This window comes from Pseudomonas sp. DF11 (genome assembly GCF_058148565.1).
The window spans coordinates 171,932-190,811 of record NZ_JBYVYN010000004.1 but is presented as its reverse complement, the minus strand read 5'-3'; the positions used below and the strand labels follow the sequence as shown (position 1 = coordinate 190,811).

12 protein-coding genes are annotated in these 18,880 nt (G+C 61.6%); 7 read left to right on the top strand and 5 right to left on the bottom strand.

What is annotated here, in order from left to right; genetic code table 11:
- Nucleotides 1–46 precede the first annotated feature (46 nt).
- The 3 genes from AC30D9_RS14405 to AC30D9_RS14395 form a co-directional block, all read right to left on the bottom strand.
- Nucleotides 47–1,423 (bottom strand): DUF3999 domain-containing protein, encoded by a 1,377-nt coding sequence (locus AC30D9_RS14405; RefSeq protein WP_307573568.1) that lies wholly within the window; start codon nucleotides 1,421–1,423, stop codon nucleotides 47–49.
- Nucleotides 1,420–5,046 carry a DUF2339 domain-containing protein gene (locus tag AC30D9_RS14400; protein ID WP_490144259.1) on the bottom strand — a complete coding sequence of 1,209 codons (3,627 nt, stop codon included), beginning with the start codon at nucleotides 5,044–5,046 and terminating at the stop codon, nucleotides 1,420–1,422. Before AC30D9_RS14400 ends, AC30D9_RS14405 begins: the two co-directional genes overlap by 4 nt.
- 284 nt (nucleotides 5,047–5,330) lie before the next feature.
- Entirely contained in the window at nucleotides 5,331–7,781 is a 2,451-nt protein-coding gene (locus tag AC30D9_RS14395; protein ID WP_490144258.1) for a glycogen/starch/alpha-glucan phosphorylase, read from the bottom strand.
- A gap of 253 nt (nucleotides 7,782–8,034) precedes the next feature.
- Between AC30D9_RS14395 and AC30D9_RS14390 the strand changes: the two genes are divergently transcribed.
- A complete protein-coding gene (locus AC30D9_RS14390; RefSeq protein WP_307573564.1) occupies nucleotides 8,035–8,472 on the top strand; it encodes a YkgJ family cysteine cluster protein in 438 nt (145 codons plus the stop codon).
- Between the two features lie 232 nt (nucleotides 8,473–8,704).
- On the opposite strand, the gene typA is transcribed toward AC30D9_RS14390, so the two are convergent.
- Together typA and thiI are read right to left on the bottom strand one after the other, a co-directional pair.
- Nucleotides 8,705–10,525: a translational GTPase TypA gene (gene typA / locus AC30D9_RS14385; protein WP_053117555.1), complete on the bottom strand. Its 1,821-nt coding sequence runs from the start codon at nucleotides 10,523–10,525 to the stop codon at nucleotides 8,705–8,707.
- A 138-nt stretch (nucleotides 10,526–10,663) separates the two neighbouring features.
- Nucleotides 10,664–12,118: a tRNA uracil 4-sulfurtransferase ThiI gene (gene thiI, locus AC30D9_RS14380; protein WP_109751994.1), complete on the bottom strand. Its 1,455-nt coding sequence runs from the start codon at nucleotides 12,116–12,118 to the stop codon at nucleotides 10,664–10,666.
- Nucleotides 12,119–12,446: 328 nt separating this feature from the next.
- Here thiI and glnA point away from each other — a divergent pair, with 328 nt between their 5' ends.
- From glnA to ntrC, 6 genes are all read left to right on the top strand, one after another.
- The gene (gene glnA / locus AC30D9_RS14375; RefSeq protein ID WP_092253219.1) at nucleotides 12,447–13,853 is read left to right on the top strand and encodes a type I glutamate--ammonia ligase; all 1,407 of its coding nucleotides are present in this window, start codon (nucleotides 12,447–12,449) and stop codon (nucleotides 13,851–13,853) included.
- Between the two features lie 120 nt (nucleotides 13,854–13,973).
- Nucleotides 13,974–14,537 (top strand): chorismate mutase, encoded by a 564-nt coding sequence (locus tag AC30D9_RS14370; RefSeq protein WP_134922475.1) that lies wholly within the window; start codon nucleotides 13,974–13,976, stop codon nucleotides 14,535–14,537.
- 318 nt (nucleotides 14,538–14,855) lie between these two features.
- Nucleotides 14,856–15,374 carry a DUF4124 domain-containing protein gene (locus AC30D9_RS14365; RefSeq protein WP_490144257.1) on the top strand — a complete coding sequence of 173 codons (519 nt, stop codon included), beginning with the start codon at nucleotides 14,856–14,858 and terminating at the stop codon, nucleotides 15,372–15,374.
- Nucleotides 15,371–15,994: a DUF4124 domain-containing protein gene (locus AC30D9_RS14360; RefSeq protein WP_490144256.1), complete on the top strand. Its 624-nt coding sequence runs from the start codon at nucleotides 15,371–15,373 to the stop codon at nucleotides 15,992–15,994. The genes AC30D9_RS14365 and AC30D9_RS14360 overlap by 4 nt, the downstream gene beginning before the upstream one ends.
- A gap of 253 nt (nucleotides 15,995–16,247) precedes the next feature.
- Nucleotides 16,248–17,333, top strand: a complete 1,086-nt coding sequence (gene glnL, locus AC30D9_RS14355) for a nitrogen regulation protein NR(II) (protein ID WP_014336111.1) — start codon at nucleotides 16,248–16,250, stop codon at nucleotides 17,331–17,333.
- Nucleotides 17,330–18,766, top strand: coding sequence for a nitrogen regulation protein NR(I) (ntrC, locus tag AC30D9_RS14350; protein WP_013692071.1), 1,437 nt, complete (start codon nucleotides 17,330–17,332; stop codon nucleotides 18,764–18,766). Before glnL ends, ntrC begins: the two co-directional genes overlap by 4 nt.
- The last annotated feature ends 114 nt before the right edge of the window (nucleotides 18,767–18,880 follow it).

Sequence of the window (18,880 nt, the reverse complement as noted above, 5' to 3'; positions counted from 1 at the left end):
GAATCCAGTGTGGGAGCGAGCCTGCTCGCGATGGGTGCGCAGCACCTCAGTTTTTGACCGGCGGCTTGCGCAACAAGCTGAACGCCATCGCCGCCAAGAACAACACACTGATCAACAACACCGCCCACAAGCCGATTTTCTTCCAGTTGGTCTCGACCGTCGCAGGCGTGGTTGCCGTGGCCGCTGCCGGCGTCGACGTGGCCGCGCCGTTCACCGTCGCCGTACCCAGCGTCGCCAGGCGCGACGGCTTGTAGTCAGGCACAAGGGTGGTCAATGGCAGGCTGGCCGCTTTGACTGTCGCACTGCCCAGCGCCAGGCTATAAGGCCCGTCGCCGCGCGCCAGGAACACCACCTGGGTCGGACGTACGGCAAAGCGCAGGGCCGGGGCTTCGGCTCCCAGGCCACCGCCGCGCTCGTCCACGGTCAGTTTCAATTGCTGCACGGTCTGGCCAGACAGTTGCAACTGGTTTTGCAGCACATCCTGGCCGTTCTGGGTCAGGCGATAGAGCAGGCCGCTGCCCAGGGGTTGCCATGGATGGCTGCTTTCACGGCGACCGGCCAGGGTCACCGGTGCCAGGCTGTTGGCCTGGCTCAGCTCGACCTGTACCTGCTCGATGTTCAGCCCCATGGGCAACTGCCAGGTGTATTCACCGGCCTTCGCGGTGCTGCCGGCCAACGGCTGCGACCAGACCAGTGGCAACGGCAAGCTTTCGCGGCTGGCGCTTTGCAGTTGAGCCGAGGTCAGCACCGGCGCGGAGGACGGCGAATCCCACAGCAACCGCAGATAACGCGCCGGCTGCCCCGGCAGGCTCACTTCATGCTGTTCGACCCGCTCATCGGCAAAGGTCAGGCGCGCCACCTGGCCTTCGCCCCACGACTGCCAATGCTGCAAGTCGTCACTGGCTTCGATGGTGAACCGCTGGAAACCGTCCCGCTCACTGGTCCAATCGAGGATCAACTGCTGCAACGGCGCCTTGATCGCGCTGGCATCCAGCAACCAGCCACGCAACTCCTCCTCCCCAGCTTCGAGCCGGCTGGAGGGTTGGACTTCCACCAGGGTGCCGTTGGCGTTCGATTGCACCCGCACACTGGGCGCACGCTCGTTGTCATCGGCGGCGTTATACAGCGGGAACCACTTCACGTCGGTAAGGGTAAGGTTTTCCCGGCTCTGGGCCGAGTCGCGCATCAACGCGTAGGCCTGGGCCTGGCCGGCCGCGTTGAAGACCCGCAGGTCGCTCAGGTCGGTCTGCCGTGCTTGCAACTGAACGTCCAGTGGCAACGGCAGGCGATACCACGGCCCTTCGCCGCTCAAGGCCAATGGCACCTGATGGGCGAAATCCGCCGGTTGCTCCTGGGCCGTAGCCGACAATGCCACCCACAACCCAACCACACCCAGTCCGATGCGACTCAACTTGCGACTCAAGATGACACTCCCTCACTGACAGGCATCGGCGGCTCGGCCGGCGAGGCCGTTTCCGGGCGCTTGGGCGGCAGCGGCGCGAAATAGCCCACCACCAGCAACAACACGCCCACGCCGATAAACGACACGATCCGCGCCAGACCGCCACGGTTACTCAATTCGACAAAGAACAGCTTGGCCACGACCACGGCGATCAACGCCGCGCCGATCAGCCACACCTCACGACGGTGACGCAGATGCCCACCGATCATCAGGCCCAGGGCGATCAAGGTCCAGACAATGGACAGCCCGGCTTGTACGAACATCGATTCAAGCAGCGCATCGAGCTCGAACGGCACGCCCATCCACTGGTGGGCACTGCGCATCACCAAGGCAGTGAAGAACGCGAACAACGACACACCGGCGATCAACTGGGCGATGTGTCCGACGCGACTCCAACGGTTGGTCGATTGCGCCACGGCGTTGCGGGCCCACACATAGACACCGAACAAGGCGAACAGCAGGCCCAGCTCCAACGGATTGAGCAACGGCACGTAAGGCAGTGGCTCTGCGGTGCCATCGCTGAAGGTGTTGGTCAGCCAGAACCAACCGAGCATCAACAGCGCCATGGGCGCCGCCGCATAGACCCGGTATTCGCGCGACTGGGCCGAGATCGGCCATGGCCAGGCACGCGGCGCGGCCATCAACACCAGGTACAGGCTCGGCAGGATCGCCCAACCCAGCCAGCGCCAGGCGTTGTACTGCTCCGACAGCAACAGCAGGCCGTAACGCAACTCCAGCATCAACACCGCCATCAGCAACCAGCAACCGAGCACGTGGGCGGTACTGCGCGCCTGGGCCGGCAGCATCGGCGCCAGGCGCTTGAGGGAGAGGAAATGCACGGCAAATACCGCCAGCCAGGCCAGCCAGCCGAAATCCGCGGCCGGGTGATAGTAGCTGTGCCCCGTTGCCACCAGCACACAGCCCGCCGCCGGAATCAACAAGGTGCACAGCAGCCCCAGCGCCGGCCAGTTCAAACGCAGTGCCAAGACAGTCCACAGCGCCACACTGATCGCCGCGACGAGCAGCAGCACGCTGCCCTGCAGGTTCACCGGGGCAAAGCGCAGCACTTCACTGACCCACGCCAGCGCCCACCAACCGGCGCCCCAGATCAACAGCATCTCGGACAGGCGCTGCAAGCTCATGGCTTCAAATACCGCCGCCGAATGACTGCGCTGCAATCGCCATGCACCCACCAGCGCCGCCAGGCCCAGCACCAACGGCGTCCAGAACCCGCTGTGGGCCAGGGGCCGCAGATCCTCGGCATTGAGCGGCCCCAGCAGCGCCGGCCCCGCCGTCAGGAACGCGGCACCGCCAAGCAGTTGCAACAGCAGGCCGAAGACAAAGCTCAGGCGTTGCTTCAGGTACAGACTCAGCCAGATGATCAGCAGGCCGCTGGCCGCCCACACTCCGCTCGCCGTTTGCCATGGCAGGACGAACAGCACCGCGAGATTGATCAGCACCAGCCCCGCCAGCAACACCACTGACAAACCGCGCAGCAAGCGGACATCGTTGCGCACCATATCGTCGCGCGCCGCCAGCAACATGCCACCAATCAACGCCAGGCCGATCAGCGAGGCGCTGAGCAAACCGCTCCAGCCCGCGCTGAACACCGCCGCCGAATCGCCCTCGGCACCTTGCAGGCGCAACAGGAACAGCGCGCCGCCGAGCAATTGCACCGCGAACGCGGTGAACAGGAAGCTGCGCGATTGCAGGCGCAGGCCGACAAACAGCGTCGCCAATCCGGCCAGGGCCCAAGCGATGGCGGTGCCGTGGGTGAGAAAGAACAGCGGTGCCAGCAGATAGAGGAAGCTCAGCCCCAGCACCGCCAGCACCGGCAGGCCTTGGCGCTCCCAGTTTGCGCAGTGTTCAGGCGCAGCCTTGAGCAGTTGGTAGAACGTGAACAGCAAGGCGCCGCCAAGCATCAATGCTCCCAACGGGGAGCCATCGAGCAGGCTGCCGTCGCCGTTGTGCAACTCGCTGACGAATGCCAGCGCCGAGCCCAGTTGCAGCAGCAAGGCAAAGGCCCGGGCCAAGGGTCGTTGCTGACGCAGGCCCAGCCAGAAGATCCCCGCGCCCTCCACGGCCCAGGCCGCCGAGGTCCAACGGGCGTCGAGCCCCAACGGAATCGCCAGGCTGGCAAAAATCACCCCAAGGGCCAGGCAGGTTTCGGCCAGCAGCAAGGCGCGTCCACCCATCAGCACGCGGGCCAGGCCCATGTAGATCATGCCCAGGGCCAGGGCGCTGAACGCAGCGGCGAATTCCAGATGCTGCACCAAGGCGAACTGCAGGCCGAAGCCCACCAGCGGCGGCGCGAACAGCATCGTGCCGTCCACGTAATCGCCCTTGCGCGCCGACCAGCGCAGCAATGCGTCGCGGCTGCCATCCTCGGGAGCATCGTTCATATCCATCAGTTTGCGGCGAGTGAACAGCAAACCAATCGCCAGGTACATCAGGAAGAAAACAATCAGGAACGGCTCGGTGCTCCAGAGCAGTTCCGGCGCGTAGGAGCGCAGGCCCCAGGCGAAACCGATGCCGAAGGTGCCGACGAAGCCAATCAGGTTGAGCAGGCGCCAGGCCTTGAACCAGGCAATCGCGAGGATGCCGGCGTTGAGCAGGATGAAGTAACTGAACAGGGCGACGTGGTTGCCGCTGCCGGTGGAGGTCAGGATCGGTGCGGCAAACCCGCCCAACGCGGCGGCGGCGGCCAGGCCCAGGGCGTTCTGGGTAATTGCCAGGATCGCCGAGAACACGGTGACTGCCACCAGCAGGCCCAAGGCCGCCTTGGAGTCGAGCAACGGATGCAGGCGCATGGCGGCGAATACCGTCAGGTACAGCACGGCGATCCCGGTGCCCTGGAGCATCAACGCATAGTTACTGTTGCGTTGACGCAACCACCAGCCCAGGCCCAGCAGGCCCAACGCGCTGGCCGCGACGCCGGCGTAACGCAATTCGATCGGCACCACCATGCCTTCAGTGGCGTAGCGCAACAGGAACGCCAGGCCGAGGAACAGCAGCACCACGCCGACCCGCAACACCGTGTTGCCGCCGAATAGCCAGTTGCGCGCACCAATAATGGCGCGGTCGAACAAGTTCGGACCACGCGGCGCCGTCGGTTGCGCAACCATCGGCTCCAGAGGCAGAGGGGCAAAGTCGCGCTGGGCACGCCGACTGGAGGTCTCTGGCGCGGGCTTCCAAACGTCATCGGGCAACGGCTGGCTGGCCTGGGTGGCCATCGCGGGAGCAGGTTCGAGGCCTGGTGGCAGTTCCCAGACGAGCTCTGGCTCACTGCGCGCCGCGGGCGGCTGCACGGCCTGGGGTACGTCAACCTCGGGCGCTGGCGCCGGATCACTCGATTCGGCCACCTCGCCGCGTTCGAGAACCGCCAGGCGGGCTTGCAGCGTGAGTAGGCTCTGCTGGGCCTCTTGCAGCAAGACCTGTTGCTTGGTCGCCTGGACACCCAGGCGGCCCAGTCGAAACGATTGGGCAATGCCAAGCCCCACCAACGCGCCTATCAGCGCATCGGCGAACGACTCGTCCACCACCCAGCCGAGTGCCAAGCCCAACAGCGTCAAGATCCATTGCATGGTCGATATCCCTAAGCGGCCCGTTGCGGGCGTAACCGGGGTGATGCGGTGCCTGGATCAGTCTAGTGGAAACCACCCAAACCCTGTGGGAGCGAGCCTGCTCGCGATGGGGTCTTCACATCCAACATTGATGTTGGTTGACAGACCGCTATCGCGAGCAGGCTCGCTCCCACATTGGACACTTTTGACTGAGCGACAACACCGCAGCCCGGCGAAACTGGCGCTTAGTATATCGACGAAGCCCAACCGCCGTTGGGCTTCGCTCACATTTCTTACAGCAAATGCTATTCCAGGGCTTTCCAGATGTCGGTGGCGTACTCACGGATGGTCCGATCCGAGGAGAACCAGCCCATGCGCGCGGTATTGAGCACTGCCGAACGCCACCACTGCTTGGAGTCGTGCCAACGCTCTTCGACCTTGGCCTGGGCGTTCCAGTAGGCATCGAAATCGGCGCAGACCAGGAAACGGTCGTAATTGATCAACGAATCCACCAGCCCGGCGTAGCGCATCGGATCGTCCGGCGAGAACACCCCGCCGCGAATCGCCTGTAACACATCGTTGAGCCGATGGGAGGCGGCGATGTCCGGCTCGGCGCTGAATTCACCGTTGCGCTTGCGGGCTTCCACCTGCTCAGCCGTCAAGCCGAAGATGAACATGTGTTCACCACCGACGCGCTCATGCATCTCCACGTTGGCGCCGTCCATGGTGCCGATGGTCAACGCACCGTTGAGACCGAACTTCATGTTGCTGGTGCCCGACGCCTCGAAACCGGCGGTGGAGATCTGCTCCGACAAATCCGCCGCCGGAATGATGCTCTCGGCCAGGCTGACGTTGTAGTTGGGCAGGAACACCACTTTGAGCAAGCCGCGCACGGTCGGGTCGTTGTTGACTACGCGGGCGATGTCGTTGGTCAGCTTGATGATCAGCTTGGCCTGGTGGTAACTGGCGGCGGCCTTGCCGGCGAAGATTTTCACTCGCGGCACCCAGTCCACTTCCGGTTCGGCGCGGATCGCCTGGTACAGTGCCACGGTGTGCATCAGGTTGAGCAACTGGCGCTTGTACTCGTGGATCCGCTTGACCTGCACGTCGAACATCGCCGCCGGGTTCACGGCAATCCCCAGCCGCTCGTGGATCAGGTAAGCCAGGGCTTTCTTGCTATGCAGGCGCTGCTCGGCGAACTGTTTGCGAAACGCCGGTTTATCGGCGAACGGCTCCAGTTCGATCAGGCGCTCCTCAGGGTTATCGAGCACGCTCGGGCCGAGGGCATCGACCATCATGGAGGTCAGTTCGGCGTTGGCCTGGAACAACCAGCGGCGGAAGGTGATGCCGTTGGTCTTGTTGTTGATCCGATCCGGATAGAGCTTGTGCAGCTCGGAGAACACCGTGCTGCGCATCAATTGCGTGTGCAGCCCGGACACGCCGTTGACGCTGTGGGAACCGAGGAACGCCAGGTTGCCCATGCGCACCCGGCGACCGTTGTCTTCTTCGATCAGCGAAACCGAGCGCAGCACGTCGAAATCGTGCACGCCCTTGGCCCGCAGCGAATCGATGTGCTGGGCATTGATCAGGTAAATGATCTGCATGTGCCGGGGCAACATGCGCTCCATCAGCCCTACCGGCCAGGTTTCCAGGGCTTCGGGCAACAATGTGTGGTTGGTGTAGGACAGCGTGTCCTGGGTGATCTGCCAGGCCGCGTCCCAGGCCACGTCGTAGACGTCCACCAGTTGCCGCATCAGTTCGGCCACGGCAATCGACGGGTGGGTGTCGTTGAGTTGGATCGCCGCGTGATCGCCCAGGGTCAGCACCGAGGTATGCATGTTGCGATGGCGGCGCAGCAAGTCCTGCAATGAGGCGGCGACAAAGAAGTACTCCTGGCGCAGGCGCAGTTCCTGGCCGGCCTCGGTGCTGTCGGCGGGGTACAGCACACGGGAAATACTTTCCGCCCGGGCCACCTCCGCTACCGCACCCAGGTGGTCGCCGGCGTTGAAGCGCTCCAGGTGCAGGTCTTCCACCGCCCGGGCGCGCCACAGGCGCAAGGTATTGACGCTGGCACCGCGCCAGCCCACCACTGGCGTGTCATAGGCAATGGCCCGCACGGTTTCCGCCGGGGACCAGACTTGCCGGGTCTTGCCGGCGTCGTCGGTGACGGTCTCGACACTGCCGCCAAAGCCGATCGGGTAGACCACCTCCGGCCGCTCGAACTCCCAGGGGTTGCCGAAATCCAGCCAATGCTCAGTCTGCTCCTGCTGCCAGCCATCGACGATCGCCTGGCGGAACAAGCCGTGCTCATAGCGAATACCGTAGCCGTGGCCGGCGATGCCCAGGGTCGACATGCTTTCCATGAAACACGCCGCCAGACGGCCGAGGCCGCCGTTGCCCAGTGCCGCATCCGGTTCGAGCAGGCGAATGCGCTCCAGATCCACGCCCAACTCGGTCAGGGCCTCGCGCGCGGTGTCCAGCAGGCCGAGGTTGCTCAGGCTGTCGTAGAGCAAGCGGCCGATGAGGAATTCCAGAGAGAGGTAATAGACACGCTTCTGGCCCTTGCGATAGATCTGCCGCGTGTGGTCCATCCAGTGTTCGACCATATGGTCGCGGGCGGCAAGGGCAATGGCTTCGAACCAGTCATGATCAAACGCATGATCCGGGTCCTTGCCGACGGCATAAGTGAGCTTGGTCAACACAGCGTCGCGAAATGCAGCGACTTCAGCTTCGCGAACAAGTGGTTCTTGAGTCATTGATGAGACCTCGAACGAGCATGGAATTGTCTGAGCCTAGTCGGTCTGACAGGCGGTACAGGCTCTGGTTCGGTGGTTTTTCCAAGGTGTCGGAGAATCGCCGCCAGGGAACTGCCATATCAGCGAATGGATGCAGGGGGCGTGCCGGTCCTGGGACGTTTTCGCGAGGATGAAAAAAAACCGGCAGATGGTCGTTCAAAATTTCACCAGTCCCGGTATGATCGCGCGCCCTGATGCATGCTGGTAAACCGTGATGATGAAGTCCAACCTGATCGCCGCCGCGGAGATCGACCGACTCGATACCTGGGCCAAGTACTCCGCCCCGATGTGCGGTTCCTGCGTGTCGAGCTGCTGCACGCTGCCGGTGGAGGTCAAGATCAAGGACCTGATCCGCATCGGCATCGTCGATGAGTTCGAACTGGGCGACCCGCCGAAAAACATCGCCAAGCGCCTGCAAAAGGAAGGGATCGTCGAGCGCTACAACCAGAAGTCGGAAATCTTCACGCTCCAGCGCATGAGCAACAACGATTGCCTTTATCTGGACCGCAAGAGCCGCTTGTGCACCATTTACGAGAAGCGCCCGGACACTTGCCGCAACCATCCGCGGGTCGGGCCACGGCCGGGCTATTGCGCCTACAAGCCCAAGGAAGTGGAGCGCGAGCGTAATCCGCGGACGTTGGACAAGTTCTGATCCATAGAAGGTTCAGCGGTGTCTGGACCACTGTCATCGCGAGCAGGCTCGCTCCCACACTGGATTTGTATCGGACACAAAAAAGCGGTGGTCGCTGCAGATCAACTGTGGGAGCGAGCCTGCTCGCGATGAGGCCCTTACAGACGCCACATAACTTCCAGCATAAAAACCAGGCAAAAAAAAAGCCCCCGATCTCGCGACCGGGGGCGTTTTTCATTCAGCCTGGGCTAAATCAGTTCTTGGCTTTCTTGGCAGCGCGGGTACGCTCGCTTTCATCCAGGATCTTCTTACGCAGGCGGATCGACTTCGGCGTCACTTCACACAATTCATCGTCCTGGATGAATTCCAGGGCCTGTTCCAGGGTGAAGCGAACAGGTGGAACCAGGGCGATAGTTTCGTCTTTGCCCGAAGCACGCATGTTGTCGAGCTTCTTGCCCTTGGTAGGGTTAACGCCCAGGTCGTTGTCACGGCTGTTCAGACCAACGATCTGGCCGCCGTAGATTTCCTGGCCGTGCTCGACGAACAGCTTGCCACGCGCCTGGAGGGTTTCCAGGGAGTAGGTCAGCGCCTTGCCGGTTTCAACCGAAACCAGAACGCCGTTCTGACGGCCAGACATGTCGCCAGACTTCATCACGTCGTAACGGTCGAAGATCGAGGTCAGGATGCCAGCACCGTTGGTCAGGGTCAGGAATTGGTTACGGAAACCGATCAGACCGCGAGCAGGGATGTTGTATTCCAGACGTACACGGCCTTTGCCATCCGGCACCATGTTGGTCAGGTCGCCCTTACGCAGGCCCATCTCTTCCATCACCTTGCCCTGGGATTCTTCCGGCAGGTCGATGGTGACGTTTTCGAACGGTTCGTGCTTCACGCCGTCAACCAGACGGATGATCACTTCCGGACGGCCTACAGCCATTTCGAAGCCTTCGCGACGCATGGTTTCGATCAGAACCGAGAGGTGCAGTTCACCACGGCCGGAGACCTTGAACTTATCGGCCGAGTCGCCTTCTTCAACGCGCAGTGCAACGTTGTAGAGCAGTTCTTTGTCCAGGCGTTCCTTGATGTTACGGGACGTCACGAACTTGCCTTCTTTACCGCAGAATGGCGAGTCGTTGACCTGGAAGGTCATGGAAACGGTCGGCTCGTCGACGGTCAACGGCTTCATCGCTTCAACGGTGTCCGGGTGGCACAGGGTGTCGGAGATGAACAGCGAGTCCATGCCGCTGATGCAGACGATGTCGCCGGCAGCCGCTTCTTCAACGTCTACACGGTGCAGACCGTGGTGACCCATCAGCTTCAGGATACGACCATTGCGGCGCTTGCCGTCGGCACCGATAGCCACGACCGGGGTGTTCGGCTTGACGCGACCACGGGCAATACGGCCAACACCGATCACACCCAGGAAGCTGTTGTAGTCCAGTGCCGAGATCTGCATCTGGAACGGACCGTCACGGTCGACTTTCGGCGCAGGTACGTTGTCGACGATCGACTGGTACAGCGGGGTCATGTCTTCAGCCATTTCGGTATGGTCCAGACCGGCAATACCGTTCAGGGCCGAGGCGTAGACGACTTTGAAGTCCAGCTGTTCTTCGGTGGCACCCAGGTTGTCGAACAGGTCGAAGATCTGGTCCAGAACCCAGTCCGGACGCGCGCCTGGACGGTCAACCTTGTTGATGCACACGATCGGACGCAGGCCGGCTTCGAAAGCCTTCTTGGTCACGAAACGGGTTTGCGGCATAGGGCCGTCCTGGGCGTCGACCAGCAGCAGCACGGAGTCGACCATCGACATCACGCGCTCTACTTCACCGCCGAAGTCGGCGTGACCCGGGGTGTCCACGATGTTGATGTGGTAGCCATTCCAGTTGATGGCGGTGTTTTTCGCCAGGATGGTAATACCGCGCTCTTTTTCCTGGTCGTTGGAGTCCATCACGCGCTCGTCGTTGAGCTCGTTGCGCTCCAGGGTGCCGGATTGACGCAAGAGTTTGTCTACCAGGGTGGTCTTACCATGGTCAACGTGAGCAATGATGGCGATGTTGCGTAGATTTTCGATCACTTGTGTATCTCGATCAGAGGATTCGGTGTGCTGACAGGTCGTGGCAGCGATTTACGTTGAGTCCGACAAAGCCGTTACAGCCCGTCGGCGGCGTCGGGGGGCCGGTGACGCAGGCCACAGGCAAACAGCCCCGGGCACTTAGCTCGGTCGATAAACGCGCACATTGGCATGCCCCTCACTGAGCAAATGGTGGGCATGCAGGCGACTCATCACGCCTTTGTCGCAATACAACAGGTACTGGCGAGTAGGGTCCAGTTCCTTGAAACGCGCGTTCACTGCATAGAACGGCATCGTTTTTACCTCGATGCCGGCGACACTCAGCGGGTCGTCTTCAGCGTCGTCCGGGTGACGGATGTCGATGATGATCTGACCGGCCAGCGCTTCGCCGACTTCTTCAATCTGTATGTCCTGGCCCAATTCGTCGATGACGCGATCGATCGGTACCAGCCTGGCGTTTTCGAGCGCCCGCTCGAGTATCGCCATGTCGAATTCTTTCTCTTCGTGCTCGACCCGCCCGCGCTTGGCCGCCGTCTTCGGATTGACCGAGATGACGCCGCAGTACTCCGGCATGTGTCGGGCAAACTCGGCGGTGCCAATGGCATTGGCCTGGTCGATGATGTCCTGCTTGTGGCTGGCAATCAGCGGCCGCAAGACCAGCTTCTCGGTCACGCAGTCGATCACCGACAGGTTCGGCAGCGTCTGGCTCGACACCTGGGAGATCGCCTCGCCGGTCACCAGCGCGTCGATATGCAGGCGATCGGCAATTCGTGAAGCGGCGCGCAACATCATACGCTTCAAAATGACGCCCATATGACTGTTATCGACTTTGCCGAGAATCTCGCCCAGGACTTCTTCGAACGGCACACTCACAAATAACACGCGTTGGGAGCTGCCGTACTTCTTCCAGATGAAGTGCGCCACTTCCATCACGCCCAGTTCATGGGCGCGCCCGCCGAGGTTGAAGAAGCAGAAATGGCTCATCAGGCCGCGACGCATGATCTGGTAGGCCGCCACCGTGGAGTCGAAACCACCGGACATCAGCACCAGGGTCTGCTCCAGCGAGCCCAGCGGATAACCGCCGATGCTGTTGTGCTGGCTGTGAATCACGAACAGCCGCTGGTCGCGAATCTCGATGCGCACTTCGATCTGCGGGTCTTTCAACGAAATACCGGCCGCTCCGCACTGTCGGCGCAACTGGCTGCCGACGTACTTTTCCACATCCATCGAACTGAATGGGTGCTTGCCGGCACGCTTGCAACGCACCGAAAAGATCTTGCCGGCCAGGGCATCACCATAATGAAGCATGCACTTGGCAAGGATGTCGTCGAAATCCCCCAGCGGGTACTCATCGACTTGCAGGAAATGCGCGATGCCCGGCATGCAGCTCAGGCGCTCGGTCATTTCCTTCAGGACCTTGGGTTCGCTGACACGGGTTTCCAGCTCGAGGTTGTCCCACACGCCGTTCACCACCACGGCCGGGTCCAGGTCTCGGAGCACGGCGCGGATGTTCTTGGCCAACTGGCGGATGAAACGCATCCGTACCGGGCGGCTCTTGATGGTGATCTCGGGGAAGACTTTTACGATTAGTTTCATGAAAACAGCGCGCGAACGGCCAGCCGAAAAAGGGGGGCGCGGATTATAGCGGAAATTGCTCAAGGTTTAACCAGTTAATGTGCAGATCGTTTTACATGCACCAAAACAGGTCATTATCGATTGACGGTGCCACATTGCAGTGCGTTATTGTCTGACAATCCGCGATTCAGGCCCACAAAAGCGTGGATTTGGTGCAAAAAACCCATGCTGGGGCACTGGCATGCAATTTGCTCCCTTGTGAGGCAGGTTGCCTTGGCAGAGTATTCGCGCCGGCATCACCCATATCTAAGGGCACTCCACTACCCGCCCGAAGCCACCCGGAGGACATATGTCGAAGTCGGTTCAACTCATCAAAGATCATGACGTCAAGTGGATTGATCTGCGCTTCACTGACACCAAAGGTACTCAACATCACGTGACCATGCCGGCTCGTGATGCGATGGACGACGAATTCTTTGAAATCGGGAAAATGTTCGACGGCTCCTCCATCTCCGGCTGGAAAGGCATCGAAGCCTCCGACATGATCCTGATGCCGGACGACGAAACCGCCGTCCTGGACCCGTTCACCGAAGAGCCGACCCTGATCCTGGTCTGCGACATCATCGAACCTTCGACCATGCAAGGCTATGACCGCGACCCACGCGCCATCGCCCACCGCGCCGAGGAATACCTGAAGTCCACCGGTATCGGCGACACCGCTTTCTTCGGTCCTGAGCCTGAGTTCTTCATCTTCGACTCGGTCAAGTTCAAGTCCGACATCTCCGGCTCCATGTTCAAGATTTTCTCCGAACAAGGTTCGTGGATGTCCGACCAGGACGTGGAAGGCGGTAACAAAGGCCACCGTCCTGGTATCAAGGGCGGTTACTTCCCGGTTCCACCGTTCGACCACGACCACGAGATCCGTACCTCCATGTGCAACGCACTGGAAGAGATGGGCCAGACCGTCGAAGTTCACCACCACGAAGTGGCGACTGCCGGCCAGAACGAAATCGGCGTGAAGTTCAACACGCTGGTCAAGAAGGCTGACGAAGTCCAGACCCTGAAGTACTGCGTGCACAACGTTGCCGATGCCTATGGCCGCACCGCGACCTTCATGCCGAAGCCTCTGTACGGCGACAACGGTTCGGGCATGCACGTTCACATGTCGATCTCCAAGGACGGCAAGAACACCTTCGCAGGCGAAGGCTATGCCGGTCTGTCGGACACCGCCCTGTACTTCATCGGCGGTATCATCAAGCACGGTAAGGCCCTGAACGGCTTCACCAACCCGTCGACCAACTCCTACAAGCGTCTGGTACCAGGCTTCGAAGCCCCGGTCATGCTGGCCTACTCGGCTCGCAACCGTTCCGCCTCGATCCGTATCCCTTACGTGAACAGCCCGAAAGCCCGCCGTATCGAAGCTCGCTTCCCGGATCCGGCTGCCAACCCTTACCTGGCCTTCGCTGCACTGATGATGGCCGGCCTGGACGGTATCCAGAACAAGATCCACCCTGGCGATGCCGCTGACAAAAACCTGTATGACCTGCCGCCTGAAGAGGCCAAGGAAATCCCACAGGTTTGCGGTAGCTTGAAAGAAGCCCTGGAAGAGCTGGACAAGGGCCGTGCGTTCCTGACCAAGGGCGGCGTATTCAGCGATGACTTCATCGACGCTTACATCGCACTGAAAAGCGAAGAAGAAATCAAGGTTCGCACCTTCGTACACCCACTGGAATACGAGCTGTACTACAGCTGCTGATCCAGTAAGCGCCGCCACACACGGCGTGAATAAAGAGAGGCCTCCTTCGGGAGGCCTTTTTTATGGGCGCCGGTTACAGGCATGATGCCTCGTCGCTCCCCATAGAAGACGAGACTGCCCATGACTTTGCGCTTCAAGCTCTGCCTTGCCCTGTCTGCCGCGCTGCTGGCCTGCACCGCCGAAGCCGCCTCCACTCCCGCACCTGACGCCCTTACCCCGCTACTTAACGCCATTGGCGAACGCCTGGCCCTCGCCGATGACGTGGCGTTGAGCAAATGGGACAGCCATAAACCGGTAGAAGACCGTCAGCGCGAGCGTGAAGTGATTGCCGCCGCTGTCGCCCAGGCGCCGGCCTACAAGCTGAGTGGCGAAACCGTGGAAGCGTTTTTCGCCGCCCAGATAGAGGCCAACAAAATGGTGCAGTACATCGATTTGTCCGACTGGGCCCTGGAAGGCAAGGCGCCGGACCTTCCGCGCCCGGACCTGGTGGGACAGATCCGCCCGCAACTCGACCGATTGCAAAAGCGCCTGCTGCAACAACTGGCCGACTTCGCTCCCTACCGCACCGACCCGCAATGCCCGCAATGGCTGGCCCGGGCCACCCACCACAACAAGCAGCACCCGGTGCACCGCCTCGCCCTGATCCGGGCGACTGGAGAGCTGTGCCTCTCCCCAAAATCCTGACCCCCCCTTCCCCTGTGGGAGCGAGCCTGCTCGCGATGAGGCCTGCACATCCAACACCTCAGCGCCTGACACGCCGCCATCGCGAGCAGGCTCGCTCCCACAGGGATCCAGCGTCGGCCATAAAGGCTGTGAACACCACAGATCCAATGTGGGACCGGGCTTGCTCGCGAAGGGGCCGGCATAGCCAATGTCTCAGCGTCTGACACTCCGCTTTCGCGAGCAAGCCCGCTCTCACAAGGTTTGGGTGCAACAACCTGGGCCAACCATCCGCCCTGGCCTATGCTGCACCCATCACTTTTAGTTTTCGGTCGATTTTCCATGGGTCGTGGTTTTTCAATCCTCCTGTTGCTGCTATTGGCGCTGCCAGCCGTCGCGCAGATCTACAAGTACACCGATGCCGAGGGCAACACCGCCTACAGCAACCAGCCGCCACAGGGCGTCCCGGCCCAGACGGTGGAATTACCGCCGCTCAACAGCATCGAACGCCAATCCCCGGCCAGCCCGGGCACGCCGCCAGCACCCGCGAACAACGACGAGCCGCGCAATGCCTACGAGATACTGGAACTGACGGACATCCCCACCGACGAGGCCCTGCGCGCCAACAACGGCACCTTCACCGTTGGCGTACGGGCCCAACCGCGACTGCGCAGCCCCCATCTGTTCCGGCTGCTGCTGGACGGGCAACCCTACGGCCAGCCGAGCAACGTGCCGCGCCTGCAATTGGTGAATATCGACCGGGGCGAGCACAGCCTGGCTGTCCAGGTGGTTGATGGGGAAACCCTCGTGCAACAAAGCGAGACCGTCACCTTCACCGTGCAACGGGTGCACCAACCATGATCCGCCAGCTGCTGGCGCTGGGCCTGTTGCTGATCGCTCAGTCAGGCGCGGCACAGGTCTACACCTACATCGATGCCCAGGGCAATCGCGTCTTCACCGATCAACCGCGCCCCGGCAATGCGAAGAAAGTCCAACTGCCACCCGGCAACCGGATGCCGGCGCCGCCTTCAGGCACATCCGCGGCGCCTACGGCCGAAGCGCGACCCGAGCCGCTGTTTCATTACGAAATGCTCCGCCTGCTGATACCCGAGCCGGACGCGACGATACGCAGCACCGCAGGCGAACTGATCGTCAGCGTCACCAGCGAACCCGGCCTGCAAAAAGGCCACCGCTACCGCCTGCTGCTCGACGGCCAACCCACTGGCGCGCCGGGGCCGAGCCCGGTGTTTGCCTTGAGTAACATCGATCGAGGCACCCATCATCTGGCGGTGGAGATACTCGATGAGCAAGACCGTATCGTCGAACGCACCGCCAACCAGCCCTTCCATATGCAACGCATGTCCCTGGCGCAGAAGCGCCGCATCAAACCCTGCGCTATGGCCGATTACGGTCAACGCCCCGAGTGCCCCCTGGCCGAAAAGCCCGAAGAAGAAAAAAGCAGCATCCTGCCGTTCTTCTAACGCCGTTCAGGCTGGCGCACTATGTTGGTGCAACAAATTGCACGCTACCCAGATTCCACACCCATTTTGGTTCGAAATTACCCGAAAAAGCTGGCAGAACGCCACGCAACCGGGCGAAAAACACCCTTTTGAGGCTCTAAACGCTTCTTTTCGGAGCCTTGGTTTGGTTTTTGCATTTTCCTTGTAACAGCGCATTAATCGCGCGCGCAATTTGGGACCGGCCCCGAGTTGCTACGCTCCAAAAGAGGTCCTGATGACCATTAGCGACGCACTACACCGCTTGCTGCTCGACAACCTCACCACCGCGACCATCCTGCTCGACGCCGAATTGCGCCTCGAGTACATGAACCCGGCGGCGGAGATGCTCCTGGCCGTCAGTGGCCAGCGCAGCCACGGGCAGTTCATCAGCGAGTTGTTCACCGAGTCCACCGAGGCGCTCAACTCCCTGCGCCAAGCGGTGGAGCAGGCTCATCCGTTCACCAAGCGCGAGGCGATGCTCACCGCCCTGACCGGCCAGACCCTTACCGTGGATTATGCGGTCACGCCGATCCTGAACAACGGCGCCACCTTACTGCTGCTGGAAGTCCACCCCCGTGATCGCCTGCTGCGCATCACCAAGGAAGAGGCCCAGCTATCCAAGCAGGAAACCAGCAAGATGCTGGTGCGTGGCCTGGCCCATGAGATCAAGAACCCCCTCGGCGGGATTCGTGGCGCGGCGCAGTTGCTCGCCCGTGAACTGCCGGAAGAAAGCCTCAAGGACTACACCAACGTCATCATCGAGGAAGCCGACCGCCTGCGAAACCTGGTGGACCGCATGCTCGGCTCGAACAAGCTGCCATCGTTGGCGATGTGCAACGTCCATGAAGTACTGGAGCGTGTCAGCAGCCTGGTAGAAGCGGAAAGCCAGGGTTGCATCACCTTGGTGCGCGACTATGACCCGAGCATCCCCGATGTCCTGATCGACCGCGAACAGATGATCCAGGCCGTACTGAACATCGTGCGCAACGCGATGCAAGCCATCAGCAGCCAGAACGAACTGCGCCTGGGCCGCATCAGCCTGCGCACCCGGGCCATGCGCCAGTTCACCATCGGCCACGTGCGCCATCGCCTGGTGACCAAGATCGAGATCATCGACAACGGCCCGGGCATCCCTGCCGAGCTGCAGGAAACCATTTTCTTCCCCATGGTCAGCGGCCGCCCGGACGGTACCGGGCTGGGCCTGGCCATCACCCAGAACATCATCAGTCAGCATCAGGGCTTGATCGAGTGTGAAAGCCACCCCGGCCACACCACTTTCTCGATCTTCCTGCCACTGGAACAAGGAGCCACATCGACATGAGCCGTAGTGAAACCGTGTGGATCGTCGATGACGACCGTTCTATCCGTTGGGTCCTGGAGAAAGCCTTGCAACAGGAAGGCATGACCACCCAGAGCTTCGACAGCGCCGATGGGGTGATGAGTCGCCTGGCGCGTCAGCAACCGGACGTCATCATCTCCGACATCCGCATGCCTGGCGCCAGCGGCCTGGATCTGTTGGCGCGGATTCGCGAGCAGCATCCGCGGCTCCCGGTGATCATCATGACCGCCCATTCCGACCTGGACAGCGCCGTGGCGTCCTACCAGGGCGGGGCCTTCGAGTACTTGCCCAAGCCATTCGACGTCGATGAAGCGGTGTCACTGGTCAAGCGCGCCAATCAACACGCCCAGGAACAACAGGGCATGGAAGAGGTGCCGGCCCTGGCCCGCACTCCGGAAATCATCGGCGAAGCGCCGGCGATGCAGGAAGTGTTTCGCGCGATCGGGCGCCTGAGCCACTCCAACATCACCGTGCTGATCAACGGCGAATCCGGCACCGGTAAGGAATTGGTGGCTCACGCCCTGCACCGCCACAGCCCACGGGCGGCATCGCCGTTCATCGCGCTGAACATGGCGGCAATTCCCAAGGACCTGATGGAATCCGAACTGTTCGGCCACGAAAAAGGCGCGTTCACCGGCGCGGCCAACCTGCGGCGCGGGCGCTTCGAGCAAGCCGACGGCGGCACATTGTTCCTCGATGAAATCGGCGACATGCCGGCCGATACCCAGACGCGCTTGCTGCGTGTACTGGCGGACGGCGAGTTCTATCGAGTGGGCGGGCATACGCCGGTCAAGGTCGATGTGCGCATCATCGCCGCGACCCACCAGAACCTGGAAACCCTGGTTCACGCCGGCAAGTTCCGCGAAGACTTGTTCCACCGCCTCAACGTGATCCGCATTCATATCCCGCGCCTGGCGGATCGTCGCGAAGACATCCCGACCCTGGCCCGGCACTTCCTCAGCCGCGCGGCCCAGGAACTGGCGGTGGAACCCAAGCTGCTCAAGAGCGAAACCGAGGAATACCTCAAGAACCTGCCGTGGCCCGGTAACGTGCGCCAGCTGGAGAATACCTGCCGCTGGATTACGGTGATGGCTTCGGGTCGCGAAGTGCACATCAGCGACCTGCCGCCGGAGCTGTTGAGCCTGCCACAGGACTCGGCCCCAGTGACCAACTGGGAACAAGCCTTGCGCCAGTGGGCCGACCAGGCCCTGTCCCGTGGCCAATCGAGCCTGCTGGATAGCGCCGTGCCGAGTTTCGAGCGGATCATGATCGAAACCGCCCTCAAGCACACCGCCGGCCGCCGTCGCGACGCCGCCGTGCTGCTGGGCTGGGGCCGTAATACCTTGACTCGCAAGATCAAGGAATTGGGGATGAAGGTCGATGGTGGGGATGATGATGACGGGGATGAGGGCTGATCGGCCTGTAACCCTTCGCTGAACTTGAAGGCCCAATCGCGAGCAGGCTCGCTCCCACAATGGATTTTCGGTGTTCGCGATATTTGTGAACACCAACAAACCCTGTGGGAGCGA